Source organism: Pseudoalteromonas sp. A22 (assembly GCF_018141345.1).
GTDB lineage: Bacteria > Pseudomonadota > Gammaproteobacteria > Enterobacterales > Alteromonadaceae > Pseudoalteromonas > Pseudoalteromonas maricaloris.
Window position 1 is genome coordinate 611,149 of sequence record NZ_CP047238.1, and the last position, 18,531, is coordinate 629,679.

At 42.1% G+C, this 18,531-nt stretch carries 11 protein-coding genes and 1 tRNA gene; 10 read left to right on the plus strand and 2 right to left on the minus strand.

Features of this window, described 5'->3' with window-relative positions; translation table 11 throughout:
- Positions 1 to 52 precede the first annotated feature (52 nt).
- Positions 53 to 976 (plus strand): UDP-3-O-acyl-N-acetylglucosamine deacetylase, encoded by a 924-nt coding sequence (gene lpxC / locus GSF04_RS07540; protein WP_010368639.1) that lies wholly within the window; start codon positions 53 to 55, stop codon positions 974 to 976.
- A 44-nt stretch (positions 977 to 1,020) separates the two neighbouring features.
- Here lpxC and GSF04_RS07545 read toward each other — a convergent pair whose 3' ends face one another.
- The gene (locus GSF04_RS07545; protein WP_010368638.1) at positions 1,021 to 1,506 is read right to left on the minus strand and encodes a DciA family protein; all 486 of its coding nucleotides are present in this window, start codon (positions 1,504 to 1,506) and stop codon (positions 1,021 to 1,023) included.
- Between the two features lie 483 nt (positions 1,507 to 1,989).
- Here GSF04_RS07545 and secA point away from each other — a divergent pair, with 483 nt between their 5' ends.
- The 5 genes from secA to GSF04_RS07570 all read left to right on the plus strand — a co-directional run bounded on the left by secA (position 1,990) and on the right by GSF04_RS07570 (position 12,001).
- The gene (gene secA / locus GSF04_RS07550) at positions 1,990 to 4,698 is read left to right on the plus strand and encodes a preprotein translocase subunit SecA (RefSeq protein ID WP_211859167.1); all 2,709 of its coding nucleotides are present in this window, start codon (positions 1,990 to 1,992) and stop codon (positions 4,696 to 4,698) included.
- Positions 4,699 to 4,761: 63 nt separating this feature from the next.
- Entirely contained in the window at positions 4,762 to 5,160 is a 399-nt protein-coding gene (gene mutT, locus GSF04_RS07555) for an 8-oxo-dGTP diphosphatase MutT (protein ID WP_211859898.1), read from the plus strand.
- Positions 5,161 to 5,472: 312 nt separating this feature from the next.
- The gene (locus GSF04_RS07560) at positions 5,473 to 7,542 is read left to right on the plus strand and encodes a M13-type metalloendopeptidase (RefSeq protein ID WP_211859168.1); all 2,070 of its coding nucleotides are present in this window, start codon (positions 5,473 to 5,475) and stop codon (positions 7,540 to 7,542) included.
- 325 nt (positions 7,543 to 7,867) lie between these two features.
- Complete coding sequence (locus GSF04_RS07565; protein WP_211859169.1) at positions 7,868 to 10,459, plus strand: family 20 glycosylhydrolase; 2,592 nt, start codon at positions 7,868 to 7,870, stop codon at positions 10,457 to 10,459.
- Positions 10,460 to 10,699: 240 nt separating this feature from the next.
- A complete protein-coding gene (locus GSF04_RS07570; RefSeq protein ID WP_045987925.1) occupies positions 10,700 to 12,001 on the plus strand; it encodes an MFS transporter in 1,302 nt (433 codons plus the stop codon).
- A gap of 838 nt (positions 12,002 to 12,839) precedes the next feature.
- Here GSF04_RS07570 and GSF04_RS07575 read toward each other — a convergent pair.
- A tRNA-His gene (locus tag GSF04_RS07575) sits at positions 12,840 to 12,915 on the minus strand.
- Between the two features lie 201 nt (positions 12,916 to 13,116).
- Between GSF04_RS07575 and GSF04_RS07580 the strand changes: the two genes are divergently transcribed.
- The 4 genes from GSF04_RS07580 to GSF04_RS07595 all read left to right on the plus strand — a co-directional run bounded on the left by GSF04_RS07580 (position 13,117) and on the right by GSF04_RS07595 (position 18,443).
- Positions 13,117 to 13,935 carry a mechanosensitive ion channel domain-containing protein gene (locus GSF04_RS07580; RefSeq protein WP_010368624.1) on the plus strand — a complete coding sequence of 273 codons (819 nt, stop codon included), beginning with the start codon at positions 13,117 to 13,119 and terminating at the stop codon, positions 13,933 to 13,935.
- A gap of 14 nt (positions 13,936 to 13,949) precedes the next feature.
- On the plus strand, positions 13,950 to 14,741 hold the full coding sequence (locus GSF04_RS07585; RefSeq protein ID WP_010368621.1) for a DUF481 domain-containing protein: 792 nt from the start codon (positions 13,950 to 13,952) through the stop codon (positions 14,739 to 14,741).
- A gap of 130 nt (positions 14,742 to 14,871) precedes the next feature.
- Positions 14,872 to 17,499, plus strand: coding sequence for an SLBB domain-containing protein (locus GSF04_RS07590; protein WP_211859900.1), 2,628 nt, complete (start codon positions 14,872 to 14,874; stop codon positions 17,497 to 17,499).
- Positions 17,499 to 18,443 carry a Wzz/FepE/Etk N-terminal domain-containing protein gene (locus GSF04_RS07595; RefSeq protein ID WP_039494207.1) on the plus strand — a complete coding sequence of 315 codons (945 nt, stop codon included), beginning with the start codon at positions 17,499 to 17,501 and terminating at the stop codon, positions 18,441 to 18,443. The genes GSF04_RS07590 and GSF04_RS07595 overlap by 1 nt, the downstream gene beginning before the upstream one ends.
- Positions 18,444 to 18,531 lie beyond the last annotated feature (88 nt).

Below are 18,531 nucleotides of genomic sequence, written 5' to 3' on the forward strand. Positions count from 1 at the left end.
GTGGAACTATGTTATACTCCGCCGCCTATCTAGAATTTAAGTAGGCGAATATATGATTAAACAACGTACGATTGCACAAGTCGTTAAAGCCACAGGTGTAGGTTTACACAAAGGTGAAAAGGTCACGATCACTCTCCGACCAGCTGGTGTGAATACAGGTGTTGTATTTCGCCGCGTTGATCTAGACCCTGTTGTTGATTTTGAAACAACACCGGAAGCTGTGGGCGACACGCAACTGTGTACGTGTTTAACAAATAAAGACGGCGTTCGCTTGTCTACTACCGAGCATTTGATTGCCGCGGTAGCTGCGCTTGGGATTGATAACCTCATCGTAGAGCTAGACAGCGCCGAAGTGCCTATTATGGATGGCAGTGCATTGCCATTCATCTACTTAATTCAAAAAGGCGGTATTGAAGAGCAAAACGCTGCCAAGCGCTTTATTCGCATCAAAGAAAAAGTGCGTGTTGAAGATGGCGACAAGTGGGCCGAAATTGAGCCTTACGATGGTTTCCACATCGACTTTGAAATCGACTTCAATCACCCTGCGATCAACGCTAGCCGCCAACGTATTGGATTAGACATTACCGCTCAAAGCTTTACTGAAGAGATCAGTCGTGCTCGTACTTTTGGTTTTATGCGTGATATCGAATACATGCATGCAAACAACCTAGCCTTAGGCGGCAGCATGGATAATGCGGTTGTTTTAGACCAGTTTAAAGTATTAAATCCTGATGGCCTACGCTATGCGGATGAGTTTGTTAAACACAAGATCTTAGACTGTGTGGGTGATATGTTTATGGCAGGTCACAACATTTTAGGTAAGATCTCATGCTATAAATCAGGCCACGGCCTAAACAATATGTTGCTTCGTGAAATCATGGCAACTGAGTCAGCATGGGAGTGGGCAACATTCGAAGAGCCAGTCAGTATGCCAGCGCCAGGAATGGAAGCGGGTATCAATACCGCAACGGCATAAGGCTTTTAGGCTAATACAGTTTGATAAAAAATGACGCTAAGGCGTCATTTTTTTTGCGTTGTGTTTGCGTGTTTAGCGAGTCTTTCTAGTTTCGCCTTAAGCGATGGTGGAGCGGATTGCGCTAGCGCTAGTAAATGCTCGCCAGTGGCTTGGCTCATACTGCGATTGGCTTGATAGGTCGAAGATTGGGATTCCACCTTGTTGGTGAGACGCTGTTGGGCTTCTGGATTAGTGGTAATTTTAACCAATGCACAGTCATGTAACCCAACTTTTCTAAATGCACTGAGAATATCCATTTTCAAAAAATTTAGCCGAGTAGCAAGCGTTGCCGAAGCCGCTTCTATCGTCAGTGTCCCCTCTTTGTAGTGAGCGACACGGCATTTTTTACTCAAAATAGGGCCTAGCGTGTCTTCCAAACAGCTCTGCAACTGTGCCGCTTGGGCACTTTTTTGGCCATATTGATTGAGCTTATCTGACCACCCACCCATCACTTCATCAAGCGGCTTTGGATTGTAGCGATTTTTAGCCAATGACTTACTTCCCATAGGTTGAAAAATAAAAAATAACCGCCATATCGGGATAATACGGAGTCAAATTACTCCGTACTGGTGGTTTCTCAGTCTTCTAAGTATATCAGAGACAAATTTTTGAGAAATCCAAAAGTACCAACATTTGTTGTCGAAAGCGCTTAGCTCTGTACTCGAATAACTGAGTCGAGTTAGATGCTAACTAAACTTTATCACTTGCAACGGTACGCTTACGCCCAACAGTAAAGATTTCTTGCAATTGAACTTGGTATTATTTACCCAATAAGGTTTGCAGAAACAAAGAGTCTGGTATGATAGGGCATAATTTTAACTCGGCAAGATACAAAATGCTCACTCCTAAATTGGCAAAATGAAAACCGGAATTTAGGAACGCTTTTGTCGCCAACAGGACAAGCGCGACCCAGCCTTAACCACATTGGCTTAGAGAAATGGGTCAGCCAATACACAGAGTGAAACGGTTTAAACATGTTAGCAAATATTTTTACCAAAATTTTTGGTAGTCGTAATGATCGCACCATCAAAAACCTAAGAAAAACAGTCGCTTTAATCAATGCGTTAGAAGAGCAATATGGCAAATTAAGCGATGAGGAACTAAAAGCAAAAACGGCTGAATTTAAACAGCGTATTGAGCAAGGTTCAAGTCTAGATGATTTATTACCAGAGGCGTTCGCTACGGTGCGTGAAGCATCTAAGCGCGTATTTGGAATGCGTCATTTCGATGTGCAGATGATTGGTGGTATGGTGCTTCACCAAGGTCGTATTTCAGAAATGAGAACGGGTGAAGGTAAAACACTAACAGCAACATTACCTGCGTATTTAAATGCGGTTTCAGGTAAGGGTGTTCACGTTATTACCGTCAACGACTACTTAGCTAAGCGTGATGCCGAGACAAACCGTCCACTCTTTGAATTCCTAGGCCTTACTGTAGGTTGTAACGTACCAGGCATGATGCCACAGCAGAAAAAGCAAGCCTATGCAGCGGATATCACTTACGGCACCAATAACGAGTTCGGCTTTGATTACTTGCGCGATAACATGGCGTTTAGTGTTGAAGAGCGTGTACAACGTCCACTTAACTATGCGGTTGTGGATGAAGTGGATTCAATCCTAATCGATGAAGCGCGTACACCACTGATCATTTCTGGTCCTGCTGAAGATAGCTCTGAGCTTTATGCCGAAATCAATAAAATTGTGCCTGATCTTGTACAGCAAGAAAAAGAAGACGAAGAAGGCGTGGAAGGCGATGGCGATTTCACCATTGATGAAAAAGGTAAACAAGTTCACCTTACCGAGCGTGGTCAAATCAAAGTTGAAGAGTTACTGACTGAGCGTGGTTTGATTGAAGAAGGTGATTCGCTTTACTCAGCAGGTAATATTTCATTACTTAGCCATGTTTACGCAGCACTTCGTGCTCACAAGTTATATCAAAAAGACGTTGATTACGTTGTAAAAGATAACGAAGTTATCATCGTTGACGAGCACACTGGCCGTACGATGGAAGGTCGTCGTTGGTCTGAGGGTCTTCACCAAGCTGTTGAAGCGAAAGAAGGGGTTCGTATTCAGAACGAAAACCAAACCTTGGCTTCAATCACATTCCAGAATTACTTCCGTTTGTACAACAAGCTTGCAGGTATGACAGGTACTGCGGATACTGAAGCGTTCGAATTCCAGTCAATCTATGGCCTAGATACGGTAGTTATCCCAACCAATAAACCTATGGTGCGTGATGACCGTGCAGATCTTGTATATTTGACGCAAGAAGAGAAATTTGAAGCCATTCTTGAAGACATTCGTTCTTGCCAAGAACGTGGTCAGCCTGTATTGGTGGGTACGGTATCTATCGAAAGTTCTGAGTATCTTTCTCACTTCCTTCGCAAAGAAAAAATTGACCATAACGTACTGAATGCGAAATTCCACGCCCAAGAAGCAGATATTATCGCGGACGCGGGTCTACCGGGCAAGGTAACGATTGCGACGAATATGGCTGGTCGTGGTACGGATATCGTACTGGGTGGCAGCTGGCAGTCGGATGTTGAAAAATTAGAAAACCCGTCGGAAGAGCAAGTAGCAGAAATTAAAGCCGCTTGGAAAGCGCGTCATGATGCAGTACTGGCTTCTGGTGGTTTACATATTATTGGTACTGAGCGTCATGAATCGCGTCGTATCGACAACCAGCTACGTGGTCGTGCAGGTCGTCAAGGTGATGCTGGTTCAAGCCGCTTCTACCTATCGATGGATGATGCATTGATGCGTATCTTCGCAGGTGAGCGTATGACTAACATGATGCGTAAACTAGGTATGCAACGTGGTGAAGCCATTGAACACCCATGGGTTAACCGTGCAATTGAAAACGCCCAGCGTAAAGTGGAAGCGCGTAACTTTGATATTCGTAAACAATTACTTGAATACGATGACGTTGCGAACGATCAACGTAAAGTGGTTTACGAACAACGTAACGAGCTACTTGAAGAAGGCGATATCTCAGAGACGATCACGGCTATTCGTGAAGATGTATTGAATGCGACAATTGATCAGTATATTCCACCGCAAAGTCTGGCGGAAATGTGGGACATCCCAGCACTTGAAGAACGCTTGAAAAATGACTTCCATGTTGAGCTTCCGATTGCTAAATGGCTTGAAGAAGACAGCAAGCTATATGAAGAAATGCTACGCGATCGTATCGTAGAGGACGTGGATAAGGCGTACAAGCAAAAAGAAGAGATGGTAGGCTCAGATGTGCTACGTCACTTCGAAAAAGCGGTTATGTTACAAAGCCTAGATCAGCATTGGAAAGATCACTTAGCGGCAATGGATCATCTTCGCCAAGGTATTCATTTACGTGGTTATGCGCAGAAGAATCCGAAACAAGAATATAAGCGTGAGTCGTTTGAGTTATTCTCACAAATGCTTGAAAACTTGAAGATTGACGTTGTTGGCGTACTAAGTAAAGTTCAGGTTCGTGCTGAGGAAGATGTTGAGAAAGTTGAAGAACAACATCGCAAGAGTGAGCAAGCACCGCGTGAATATCAACACGAAGAAGTTGAGCGCGTGGGCGGTGAAGCGCCTGAGGGGGCGGTTGTTGCTGAGCGCACAGAGCCAAAAGTTGGTCGCAATGAGCCATGTCCTTGCCAATCAGGTAAGAAGTTTAAGCAGTGTTGTGGCAAACTAAAATAACAGGCCCTAAATCTAAATTGGTATAAAAAGCGACGCTAAGTCGCTTTTTTTATGGAGTAAATGATGCAAAAAAAACGTGTCGAAGTCGCTGTTGGTGTTATTGAAAAGGCGCAGCAAATCTTTGTATGTTTAAGAGGTGAAGATCAACACCAAGGTGGGCTTTGGGAGTTCCCAGGCGGGAAAATAGAAGCGGGTGAAGATGTCTTTTCGGCATTGAAACGTGAGCTGCAAGAAGAAGTTGGCATTGAGATCTATAACTCATCTGAGCTAATGCGTATTGAGCATGACTATGCTGATAAAGCCGTATGCTTATACATTCATCATGTTGAGGATTTTTCCGGTGAAGCTCATGGTGCAGAAGGGCAGCCTTCTAAATGGGTTGCAGTTGAGCAGTTACATGAACTCGCGTTTCCTGAAGCCAACAAAGCCATTGTGGAATTATTACAAGCGCGCCAAAATTAGTGACAAACTTTGTTACTAAATTCAGCACTCTGAGTCATAGTCATTCACTATGTGCATAGGTAGACTAGTGAATGACCGCTTACGTGTAAATAAACATCAGCCAACGATTCTCGTTACTCTGAGATTTGATAGGAAACACAGCTAGAAGGAATTCTTTTCAAGCCACGAAGGTTATGTCTATATTACATTCATCTATATGCAATTGACCTGCTTGATTATTTAACCTGAGGTTTGGATAAGTAATTTGAGCATTATTTTATCTAGATGAATGGAATTCGACGTTTACAAGCGAAACTCTATCAGGGGAATAAAATGAAGAAATTATCACTGACCGCTGCGAGTGTTGCACTTGCATTGGGATTGATTGGTTGTAGTGAACAACCGCAAACACAACAACAGCCAACGGAACAAGCCGAAGTACAAAAGGCAGTTTTGAATTCTGGTATCGAATTAGAAAATATTGATAAATCAGTGCGCCCACAAGATGACTTCTATTTTCATGTGAATGGTCATTGGTTAGAAAAAACAAAAATCCCTGCAGATAAGTCAAATTATGGCTCTTTCTCGCAGCTTTATGATGAGTCGCAAAAAGCACTGCGTAAAGTACTGGAAGATGCTGCAAATAATGCATCTGCAAAAGCGGGTAGCGATGAGCAGAAGCTAGGTGCGTTTTATCAAAGCTATATGGATGAAGGGGCGAGAAACGAGCTGGGCTTAAACCCAGTTAAGCCTTATCTGAAAGAAATTCAAGACTTGAAGAGTAAGTCGGAGCTACCAGCTATCTTTGCTAAAATGCGTTTAACGGGGGCAAGTACACCGTTTGGTTGGTACGTTAATAATGATGCCAAAAATTCAAGCGAAAATGCACTTTATATGTTCCAGTCAGGGCTTGGTTTACCAGATCGCGATTACTATCTGAAAGATGACGAAAAATTCAGTAAGATCCGTGAACAGTACCAGCTTTACATTGAACAGTTGTTGGCTAAGGCTGGTCATAAAAATCCAGGCCAAGCTGCACTGAATATTGTTGCGTTAGAGAAGCAAATTGCTGAGGTGCAATGGACACGTGTTGAAAGCCGCGACGCGACTAAAACCTATAACAAGCTAAGCAATGATGCGTTTAATCAATTAATGCCAGACTTTGATACGTCAGCATTTCTAACTGCGCTTGGTATCAAAGCTGATTCACTTATTGTAAGCCAACCTAGTTTCTTTGAAGGGCTATCAAAAATCATTGCTGATTCAAAGCTAGAAGCTTGGCAAGACTATTTAACATTCCACTTTACCAATGACTACGCTGAGTTACTAAGTAAAGATGTAGTTGACCTTAAGTTTGGGTTCTTTGGTAAAACATTGACGGGTGTAGAGGAACAAGCGCCAACGTGGAAAAAAGCGGTGGATGCAAGTAATTCTGTGTTAGGTGAAATGTTAGGCAAGATTTACGTAAAGTCTTATTTCCCACCAGAAGCGAAAGCGCGGATGGAAGAGTTGGTTGCTAACCTTATTAAAGGTTTTGATCAAGCAATTGACGGCCTAGAGTGGATGAGTGCTGAAACAAAAGTAGCAGCAAAAGACAAGCTCAATAAGTTTACGCCAAAGATTGGCTATCCTGACAAATGGAAAGATTACTCAGCACTTGAAGTAAGCCCTGATGATCTAGTCGGTAACTATGTACGCTATAGCCAATTTGCTAATCAGGAAATGATCGATAAATTAGGCAAGCCTGTGGACCGTAGCGAGTGGTTGATGACACCACAAACGGTGAACGCGTACTATAACCCAGTGAATAACGAGATTGTATTCCCTGCTGCGATTTTACAGCCACCATTCTTTAACCTAGAAGCGGATGATGCAGTAAACTACGGTGCAATCGGTGCGGTTATCGGTCACGAATTAGGTCACGGCTTTGACGACCAAGGTGCGAAGTACGATGGTGATGGTAACCTACGTAATTGGTGGAGTGAGTCTGACCTTTCACAATTCGAAGCGCGTAGCCAAAAGCTGGTTGAGCAGTTTAATGGTTTTAAACCATTTGAAGACGCTGGTGTTAATGGTCAACTGACACTGGGTGAAAATATTGGTGATCTAGGCGGATTAACTGTCGCTTATAAAGCGTACCAAATTTCACTAGGCGATCAAAAAGCGCCGGTTATTGACGGTTACACAGGAGAGCAGCGCTTCTTTATGGGCTGGTCACAAATTTGGCGTCGCAAATACCGCGATGAAGAGCTGCGTAATCGTCTGATGACAGATCCGCATTCACCAAGTCATTATCGAGTGATTGGTGTGCTGCCGAATATGCCTGAATTCTATAAGGCATTTGATGTGAAAGAAGGCGATAAGATGTATCTTAAACCAGAAGACAGAGTGAAAATCTGGTAATTTCACATTATGAATTCGTGGCGGTTTTATTGTGTTCTTTCAGTAAATCCGCCGCTTTTACAACATCCAATTACAATTCTCTGAACTTCTCACAAAATATCACACTCAATTCAGCACTTTCTACAAGCACTCGCTATTTCCAAGGTCAAGTTCATCGCTATTTGATGGTATTTACAGCCAAATCAGAGTAGCTTCATTTTGTCTAACACAAGGATATGAAAAAATAATGATAGCGCTGTCATTTTAACTTTTATATGATGTTTAGGAACAATAAGTGATTAAATGATGTTCATTTTGAATTGAACATGAAGACTGGGAGCAAAAGATGAGAATAAAAACGACTTTGCTTGGGGCGATAATTGCTGGATGCTCGTTTTATACACACGCATCATTTACGCAGCAGCAGTTAGCGCAATTTGCAAGTGACACGCATTTTGAATTTGCGGTAGAAAATAACTTCAGTAATGGTGCAGGGGGCTTTAGCGGTGCTATTACACTGACTAACAATTCAAAAGTTGATCTACCAAAAGGACAAAGCGATTGGCAAATCTACTTGCACTCAGTTCGTCATATTTCAACGGAAACCGCTGAAGGTTTACGTTTTGAGCATATTAATGGCGACCTTCATCGTATAACCCCAACCGATTCGTTTGCTGGCTTAAAAGCCGGTGAAAAGCTTAAGTTAGCTTTTGATGGTTCGGCTTGGGTTGCAGCATACAGCGATTTTATGCCGCGTGCCTTTATTGTATCAGGTAAAAATAAACCGGTCATTTTTGCAAATACTGATACAGAAGATATGACGCAGTTCGTTGCGCCATTTGAGCGTGAGAACCAGCTGAAGAGATACAATACACCTACCGATTACACGCAGATAGCGAACGCAGCGCTGCGTTTTGAACGTAATCAAAGCAATATTTCGGTCTCAAAAGAAGATGCGCTAAGACGTATCATTCCAAAGCCTGAGCATATCGACTTTAATCGTGGCGAAATCACCCTTAACAAAAACTGGCAGATCCGCTTTGCCGGACGTTTGAAGTCAGAAGTCGCCGTTTTTCAAGAAGACTTATCAGAGTATGGTCTGGATTTAAAAGCGGAAGCTAATCACGTGCCTGAAGGGAATATCCCGACGATCCGCCTTAAAGTTGCGAAAAGTCTAGGGCGCGATTATGACTACAACCAAGCCGGATCATATACATTAGATATTGATGATGATGTGATTGAAATCACGGGTATTGATAACGCAGGTGTGTTTTACGGTATTCAAAGTTTGCTTGCACTATTTCCAGCCAATAGTAAAAATGAAATTACCTTGTCTCACGTAGAGATCAAAGACTCTCCGCGCTTTAGCTGGCGTGGTATGCATTACGACAATGCCCGCAACTATCATGGTAAAGATGCGTTATTTAAATTAATTGAACAGATGGCGCGTTATAAATTAAATAAGTTCCACTGGCACTTTTCAGATGATGAAGGTTGGCGCTTGGAGATCCCAGGACTGCCAGAGTTAACAGAAGTCGGCGCATTCCGTTGTTTTGATTTACAAGAGCGTGAGTGCTTACTGACTCAACTGGGCACCGGTCCTTTCAAAACGGGAAGTGGAAATGGTTACCTTTCTCGCGAAGACTTTGTCGAGTTACTTAAATTTGCCACTGCGCGTCATATCGAGATCATTCCAGAAATCGAAAGCCCTGGGCATGCTCGTGCTGCGATTAAGTCCATGGAAGCGCGTTATCACAAATTGATGGAAGCAGGTAAAGCGCAAGAGGCCAAAGCCTATCTTCTGAACGACATTGATGACACTTCAAAGTATCTAACCGTGCAACTCTATACTGATAACTCTATTAATGTATGCTTGGACTCAAGCTATGCCTTTATGGAGAAGGTGGTATATGAGCTGCAGGAAATGTATCGCGATGCTGGCACTATGCTAACCACAGTCCATTTTGGTGGCGATGAGGTTGGAAAGGGATCATGGACTGAATCACCAGCATGTAATGATCTATTTGCGGTCGCCGACAACGGAGTGGCTGGACCCAATGATTTAAAACCATACTTTACTCAAAAAGTTGCAAAGTTGCTTGCTAAGCGTGGGATCACCCCTGCCGCTTGGGAAGATGGTTTAATGTATAACACCACGACGACCTTTAAACGTGATGAATTTCCAAATCCACAGTTTTTGGTAAATACTTGGGATAACATTTGGGAGTGGGGTGTTGCAGACAGAGCTCACCGTTTTGCAAACAACAATTACCAAGTTATTTTGTCTCACGGTACACATTTGTACTTTGATCACCCTTATGAAGCACACCCTGAAGAGCGCGGCTATTATTGGGCAACTCGTTACACAGATACGAAAAAAACATTTTCGTATATGCCAGATAATATTTATGCAAATGCGGACTTCACGCGAAACCGTGAGCCTATCGTGAATCTAGAAGCCTTAGTTGGTCGAGAGTTACCTGCGCTTAAAAGACCGCAAAATATCCTTGGTATGCAAGGGCAAATATGGAGTGAGACCATTCGCTCGGAAGACCAAGTGTTACGATTAATTTTCCCTCGTTTGCTTTCGCTCGCGGAACGCGCTTGGCATAAAGCGGATTGGGAAGGGCGTCGTATTAACCAAAAAGAGTTAAATAAGGACTTCTCAACCTTTGCTGCAGCCTTGTCTTTAAAAGAAATTGCAAAGTTGCAAAACGATGGCATTAAGCCAAACCTTCCGGTTCCTGGTGCCAAAGTGGTGTTGGGTAAACTTGAAGCGAATAGTGCTTTCCCTTATCTTGCAATTGAAGTGAGCTTAGACAATGGTGAATCTTGGCAGCCTTATACTGATCAGATGAGTGTCTCAGATGAAAGTAAGGTATTGTTGAGAACGCGAGCCGGAGAAAAAAATACGAGCCGTGTCACAGGGTTGAAATAAACCCTCGTATTCAGTTTATCGCAAAAAAGGGCAATGGCCCTTTTTTGGTGATAATTTTGCTCAAATTCTAACTGGTAATGAAATAGATTTTAACGTAAAGTTAAATGTCAGCGCTGTCATTTTTCTGGATCTATGCCAAATTGAGCACATAAAGCGCAAAAATAATAATCCAAATTAACTTTGTACATTGCTGAGTTTGCTTCAAAACTGCAATGTACCCCTAGCAACAAGAAGAGTTTTATGGAAGCGACAGTGGATAAAGAACAACTCGCCAAACAAAGCGTCTGGCTACCTATGACACTCGCAGGGTCAATGTTTTTCATATTGGGCTGCATTACTTGGTTAAATGGGGCTATTACGCCATTCTTACAACAGATGTTGGAGCTATCACCGCTCCAAGCTTCATTTATCATTTCTTCTTTCTATATTGCAGTGACGATCGCAGGTATCCCATCAGCGATGCTGATCAAAAAAGTCGGTTACAAAAATGGTATGGCTATCGGTTGCGCGATTATGGCTTTATCTGCATTGATGTATATTCCTGCTGCAAAAATGCAAATGATCGAAATCTTCCTATTTGCTCAGTTAATGATAGGTGTTGGTCAAACTGTGTTGCAAACCGCTGTAAATCCATATGTGGTAAAAATGGGTTCTGAAGAATCAGCGGCTGTACGCGTATGTATTATGGGTTTACTCAATAAGTCTGCGGGTGTAATCGTACCTATCGTATTTGCAGCTGTTGTGGTCAGCGGCGTAGTAAATGAAGGTGAAGCACTGTCACAAGTTCAAAAGGACGCGATGGCAAACAGCTTGATTGCCCCATATATGAGTATCGCAGGTTTAATCTTCTTATTTGCTTTATTTGCAAAAGTATCACCACTTCCAGATCTCGTATTTGAAGAAGAAGCTTCAACAGGTAAGGGTGAAGTAAAAGAAGCGCTTAGTCACCCTCACTTAGCGCTAGGCGTTATTGGTATTGCGTTATATGTTGCAGTTGAAGTTATTGCCGCCGATACGATTGGTTCATATGCATTACAGTTAGGGATCGCTGATTACTCTGTGATGACGTCATATACCATGGGCTGTATGTTAATCGGTTATGCGATCGGGATCGCGACTATTCCACGCTTTATGTCACAGCAAACTGCGCTCGTGATGTCAGCTATTGCAGGTATAATCACCGTTTTTGCTGTTGTTTTAGGCAGTAATGAGTCATACTTCCTATCGAATATACTATTGGTACCTTTTGGTGGACCTCACTTACCAGATCCGCTATTGTGTATTGCGTTGTTGGGTTTTGCTAATGCCATGGTATGGCCTGCAATTTGGCCTTTAGCACTTGATGGCTTAGGGCGCTTAACAGGCACTGCATCAGGCCTACTTATTATGGGTATTGCCGGTGGTGCACTTGGACCATTGCTTATCGGTTTAGGCAACGTTGCTGGACTAGGTGCTCAAGGTGCGTACAGTTTAATGCTACCTAGCTACTTATTCATTCTCTTCTATGCATTGAAGGGTCATAAAATGAGAAGCTGGAAGTAATACAGAATTTCTATGTATGTAGAAATAATCCCGTGTGTGATGCCACCTGAATAAGGTGGCATTTTTTATGCCTAAATCACTCCCTTATCTGCAAAACCGGCTTAATGCTGAGATCTTATTCGCGATATAAAATCGCTGCTACGCAGATGTCTGGTGCTTGTTGCTTGGTGTTGGTCGTGTAGGAGCTACTTTATGTAGCGAGGGTTTTATTCTTAAGTCGCGATATAAAACCACTGCTACGCAGATGTTTGGTGCTTATTGTGTGGTGTTGGTCGTGTAGGAGCTGCTTTATGCAGCGAGGGTTTCATTCCTAGTCGCGATATAAAACCACTGCTACGCAGATGTTTGGCGCTTGTTGTTTGGTGCTTATTGTGTGGTGTTGGTCGTGTAGGAGCTGCTTTATGCAGCGAGGGTTTTATTCTCAGTCGCGATATAAAATCGATGCTACTCAGATATTCGGTGCTTGTTGTTTAGTGTTGGCAGTGTAGAAGCTACTTTATGTAGAGAGGGTTTAATTCTTAGTCGCGATATAAAATCGCCGCTACGCAGATGTTTGGCGCTTGTTGTTTGGTGCTTATTGTGTGGTGTTGGTCGTGTAGGAGCTGCTTTATGCAGCGAGGGTTTTATTCTCAGTCGCGATATAAAATCGCTGCTACGCAGATGTCTGGTGCTTGTTGTTTGGTGTTGGTCGTGTAGGAGCTGCTTTATGCAGCGAGGTTTTCATTCTTAAATCGCGATATAAAACCATTGCTATGCAGATATCTGGTGCTTGCTGTTTAGTGTGTAGGGGTGCAATGTGCGTAAAAATAAAAAATGTGGAATACATTTATAGAAAGAGTGGGGCGACTGATGGGACTTGAACCCACGACAACCGGAATCACAATCCAGGGCTCTACCAACTGAGCTACAGCCGCCACAAAAGACTTGAACACCTTGTCTGGTGTGGCGCGCATAATACATAAGTTTTTTCCAAATGCAAAGGGAAATATCGAAAAAACTTAATAAAAGTTTTTTTTCGGAGATTATTTCCGCATACAGCAAATATTCATATATCCTATGTATGATCCAGCCGATCTAATGATAAATAACTGCTTAATATAAAAAGGGGGATGAGTATGGAAGCTGTTTGGAAATGGGTTAATGAGAACTCAGATTTAATCTTACACTATGTGCTTCAAGGCGTTATAGCACTAATAATTTTCTTCGTTGGCTTAAAACTAGCTAAGCTCAGTGCTGATCTCACCGAAAAAGCATTTGGTAAACGCAAAGTAGATAAAGCGGTAGGCTCATTCGTTGCCAATATTGCTTATGCGATTGTGTTTGCCGCGACACTGCTTATGGCATTATCTCAGGTTGGTATCGAAACCACCTCATTCATTGCTATTCTAGGTGCCGCAGGTTTGGCTGTTGGTCTTGCGCTGCAAGGTTCACTTTCTAATTTTGCATCTGGCGTACTTATTATTATGCTACGTCCATTCAAGTCAGGTGACTATATTGAAGCTGGCGGTAGAGCGGGTAGCGTACAAAAGATAGAAATCTTCTCTACTGAGCTACGCACTCCTGATAACAAAGTGATTGTAATGCCAAACTCTTCGATTATGTCTGGTGCAATCGTTAACTACTCGCGTGAAAAAACACGTCGTATTGACCTTGTTATTGGTGTTGGTTATGACGCAGATCTAAGAGAAGCAAAAGCAGTATTAAAGTCTGTACTAGACAATGAACCAAGAATTCTTAAAGAACCAGCATACAATGTTGCGGTACTAGAGCTTGCGGATTCAAGTGTTAACTTTGTCGTTCGCCCTTGGGTTAAAACAGAAGAATACTGGCCAACGTATTTCACTCTTGTGGAAAATATTAAAATTGCGCTAGACGAAGCCGATATCACCATTCCATTCCCGCAAATGGATGTTCACCTACACAAAGATCAGTAAAAGGTTAGTTAGAAATGAAATTAAAGGTTTTAACCTGTTGTATTCTTGTTGCAGCAAGCGCTAATGCAGCGGCAGAAAGCAAAGCTAAGAAGCCAAAGAAAGTTTGGGATGTAACCAGTGAAGTGGGTGCGATTATCACCAGTGGTAACACAGAAACAACAACCCTAAAAGGTGGGATCAAAGCTAAGCACAACCTAACTAACTGGAATAACGAGTACAAGTTAGACGGCTTCTACAAAGAAGACACGCGTGAAAACGATGCGGGTGTAGATGTTACATCTCGTACTAACGAAAAATACTCAGCATCAGTTCAAGGTAACTACAAGTTAAATGAAGATAACAGCCATTTATTCGTGTTTGGCTCTTATGTTTCAGACTACTTTGGTGCTTACCGCAGTGAAGCTGTTATTTCAGTGGGTTACGGTCAGCGTTTATTCGAAAACGACGACATGTATCTTAACGCTGAAATTGGTCCCGGTGTAAAACGTTTTGAGCACCAAGACGATAGCACTGAACTTGACGATGACGGAGAATTACTTGCTGGTACTTCTGAAAGCGAGTTCATCGGTGTTGGTAAACTAGATTACCAATGGCAGATCTCAGAAAACGCACGCTTTACGCAGCTTATCGCGATTGAATATGGTGATACCAACACCAAGACAACCTCTGAAACAGCATTGTTGACTAAAATCAACGGCTCTCTACAGATGAAAGTGGCATACAACATCATCCACAACTCAGACGTAGCAGACGATAAAGAAAATACAGATACAGAAACCTCACTTACTTTGGTTTACAGTTTCTAACAAGTATCTTGTCAAAGGGCACCTCAGTGCCCTTTTAATTCTTCCAAACTTCGGTAGAATGCCTGAAGTTTAACAAAAATCCACAATGGAAGAGATTTACGTGAAGTTCCTCAGACTACTACTCCTCTCAATGCTTTTTTTGATCTCACATCAAACAATAGCGGTAACACCCAGTAAACAGCAAATAGAGCAGTTTAAAAAGCTCCCCAAAGCACAACAAGAAGCCTTAGCAAAACGTTATGGTTTCGATATAAGTGCGTTAGATAACAACAAAAAAGGTGATAAAAAGAACGAAGAGAAGGAATCTTCGATTTTACCACGTGACAAAAAGGGGTTACTGGAAGAGGAAGAAGAAGAGGATAAATTCAAACCAAAGTTAGAAGAGCTTAAGCCTTTTGGTTATGAACTCTTTGCTGGTGAGCCTACGACTTTTATTCCTTCTGAGTTGGCTGCTATTCCTGATACTTACTTGCTTGGGATTGGAGATACAGTAAAAATCAACCTGTATGGTAAAACCAATGAAGAGCACGAAGTACAAATCGATCGTGAAGGACGTCTCGCAATTCCTAACCTAAGCCCAATTCATGTAATTGGCTTATCATTTAAGGAATTGAAAGCACTGATCTCGAAAAAAATCTCTGAGGAAATGATCGGTGTTCAAGCTTTCGTCTCGATGGGTGAGCTTAACCCTATGCGTATTATGGTAGTGGGTGAAGCCTATAAGCCTGGTAGCTATACAGTGTCTCCTCTCGCCACTGTCACACACGCTCTGTTTGTTTCTGGTGGAGTGAGTGATAATGGTTCGCTGAGAAAAATCCAAGTCAAAAGGGCTGGTAAGCTAGTTACTACCTTCGATCTCTATGACTTATTGCTATTTGGTGATAGCTCTGATGATGTGGTTTTAAAGCCTGGCGATGTTGTTTTTATTCCGCCAGCGGCTAAGAAAATAAAAGTAAAAGGTGAAGTTAACCGCCAAGCTATCTTTGAGCTTAAAGAATCTGACTCGCTTGAGAGTGTGATGGCTATGTCAGGAGGCTTCAAAGCCAATGCAAATAAATCGAAAGTGGTTGTCTCACGCTACAACGGTGATGGAAGGCGCATCACCCTAAACTACAACTTTACTGAAAACACAAGCTACAAACCACAAAACGGTGATGAAATTTCGGTCAACGCGGCTTCAACTCGTTTCCAAAATACCGTTACTGTAGTTGGTGCGGTAACCAGCCCAGGTCATTATGAATGGCATCAGGGTAAGACACTCAAAGATATCTTCAGTGCGCCACGTGAAGACTTGCTATCCATTGCAGATTTTGGCTACTCATTGATTATTCGTGAAGTTAACTTTGAAGGCGACATCGCTATCCATCAGTTTTCTTTACAAGATATTTTTAACGGTAAAGCGGGAGATATAGAGCTCGAGTCTAACGATACAATCGTCGTATTTAGCCGTTATCAGCTTAAAGAAGAAGAAGAACAGTTATTAGAAGACCTCGCGTATAACAAAGAGCAACTGAAACTACGCGAAAACGTGAAATTATGGGAGCAATTTGAGCGTGATGAGTTCTTAAAATATATTGGTTTGAAAGAAGATGAACTATTTGAGCTTGAGGAAGAAGTTAAATTAATCACAAGTATTGATGCACTTTTTCAAAAGCCTGAAGAAGTAGAAGAAGAAGACTATGCGGTATTTAGTCGTCAAAAGCTACTTGCGCCAATTGTTGCTAAGCTACAGAGACAGGCAACACCTAGCGAACCTGCAAAATTGTTTGCGGTAAACGGTCAAGTAAAGTTTCCTGGTGTTTATCCATTATCTGAAAATGCAGATTTCCAAAAGGCGGTGCAAGCTGGCGGTGGATTTCTAGAAGCTGCGTATCTCGAGCAGGTTGAGCTAACTCGAGTTGTTTATAATGATGGTAAACAGGTAGAACATATCCAGCTCAACGGGTTGAACGAGTTGGCTAATCCAACTCAAATACTGACGAGCAAAGATACTGTTAACATTTTCCCAAGACCTAATTGGCAAGAAAGACTACAAGTAAAGGTTGTTGGCGAGGTTAAGTTCCCTGGGACGTACACCATTAAGCGTGGTGAGACACTTGATAGCCTACTAGAAAGAGTTGGTGGCTTTAATCAATTTGCACATAAAGAAGCGGCAATTTTTACGCGTGAATCTATCAAGCGTAAAGAAACTTCTCAAATTCAACGCCTAACTCAAGAGTTAAGACGCGATATCATTACTAATACTTTCCAAAAAAGTGCCACTGCAAATACTTCTATGCCATATGAAGATATGGATCAAATATTAAAAGATTTATCGAAGGTTGAGGCGTTAGGACGTTTAGTTATTGATCTTGATAAACGTTCGACCCAATCTTTGCAGTTAGAAGATGGTGATGCGTTATATATCCCAGCGATGCAAGACTCTGTTAGTGTCATTGGTGAGGTTAATCTGGCTGCAACGCACTTATTCGATTCATCCAAGTCTGTTGATGACTACATTAAAGCTAGCGGTGGATTAAAGCAAAAAGCGGATGATGAGCGTATTTATATCATAAAAGCTAATGGTTCAGTTGAATTACCAAGTTCAGGATCATGGTTTGCAGTCAGCAGCCATGGAGGCCAACTAGCGCCGGGCGACACGATCGTTGTACCTCTAGACGCTCAACATATTGATAGCTTGACACTGTGGAGTACTGCGACACAGATTATTTATCAGCTTGGCTTAGCTGCGGCTTCAATTGCAACGCTTAACAAATAATGGATAACAATAAACAGATGACTGAAGCTGATATCATTAAAAAAAATGAAGTTGATTTGACTGAAATTTTGTCAGTGCTTTGGAGGGGAAAGTGGCTAATTATATTAATCACTGCTGTATTTGCTGTATCCAGTGTGTTTTTTGCACTTTCTCTACCGAATACTTATAAAGCGACAGTATTACTTTCACCTGTTGAAGATACTCAAGGCGGCATGCTCTCAAATTTGAAATCGGAGTTTGGCGGCTTAGCTGCAATGGCAGGGGTGAATTTGGGGGGAAGAAAAGGTGATAAATCTGCTCTTGCGCTTCAAGTAATGCAAAGCCGCTCGTTTTTAAATAACTTTGTTGAAAAATATGAGTTAAAGCCAAAACTACTAGCTACTGAAGGCTGGGATCTGGGTAGTAATCAGCTGATATACAATGGTAAAGTTTATGATAAAGAAGCTGGTACTTGGCTCAGAGATGTTGCAGCACCTTTTAAGCCCGAGCCAGGCATTCAAGAAGTATATGAACATATCAGAGCAAAAAACTTAGCTGTGATTGAAGAAAAGGAAAAGGGACTAATTACTATTGCAATGACTCATTATTCCCCCTACTTAGCGAAGGAAATGGTTGAAAACATCGTTGTGGAAATTAACGATTACATGAAAGCTGAGGCAGTAGCAGAGTCCAATGTAAAAATAGAGTATTTAAAAAAAGCATTAGCGGAAACATCGGTTGCAGATATGCAGAAGATATTTTACCAGCTGATCGAGCAACAAGAGCAGGCAAAGATGCTAGCGCAAACACAGTCACAATATGTGTTTAAGACAATTGATCCTGCCATTCTACCGATCCAAAAAGCTGGACCAAAGCGTGCATTGATTTGCCTTGCTATTACTTTCTTAGGCAGCGTACTTGCGTTTGTTCTGTTATTATTCAGACATTTTGTGCTCAGAAAGTAATTTTTGGGTAGGGTAGAGAGTTGTTATTTAGTGTTATTGGCAATTTAGTTTAAATTTAATTTCTATTACAATGGCGCGTTAATTAGAT

Coding starts and splice junctions, on each gene's coding strand:
- lpxC (WP_010368639.1), top strand. CDS start 53: ATGATTAAACAACGTACGATTGCACAAGTCGTTAAAGCCACAGGTGTA.
- secA (WP_211859167.1), top strand. CDS start 1,990: ATGTTAGCAAATATTTTTACCAAAATTTTTGGTAGTCGTAATGATCGC.
- mutT (WP_211859898.1), top strand. CDS start 4,762: ATGCAAAAAAAACGTGTCGAAGTCGCTGTTGGTGTTATTGAAAAGGCG.
- GSF04_RS07560 (WP_211859168.1), top strand. CDS start 5,473: ATGAAGAAATTATCACTGACCGCTGCGAGTGTTGCACTTGCATTGGGA.
- GSF04_RS07565 (WP_211859169.1), top strand. CDS start 7,868: ATGAGAATAAAAACGACTTTGCTTGGGGCGATAATTGCTGGATGCTCG.
- GSF04_RS07570 (WP_045987925.1), top strand. CDS start 10,700: ATGGAAGCGACAGTGGATAAAGAACAACTCGCCAAACAAAGCGTCTGG.
- GSF04_RS07580 (WP_010368624.1), top strand. CDS start 13,117: ATGGAAGCTGTTTGGAAATGGGTTAATGAGAACTCAGATTTAATCTTA.
- GSF04_RS07585 (WP_010368621.1), top strand. CDS start 13,950: ATGAAATTAAAGGTTTTAACCTGTTGTATTCTTGTTGCAGCAAGCGCT.
- GSF04_RS07590 (WP_211859900.1), top strand. CDS start 14,872: ATGCTTTTTTTGATCTCACATCAAACAATAGCGGTAACACCCAGTAAA.
- GSF04_RS07595 (WP_039494207.1), top strand. CDS start 17,499: ATGGATAACAATAAACAGATGACTGAAGCTGATATCATTAAAAAAAAT.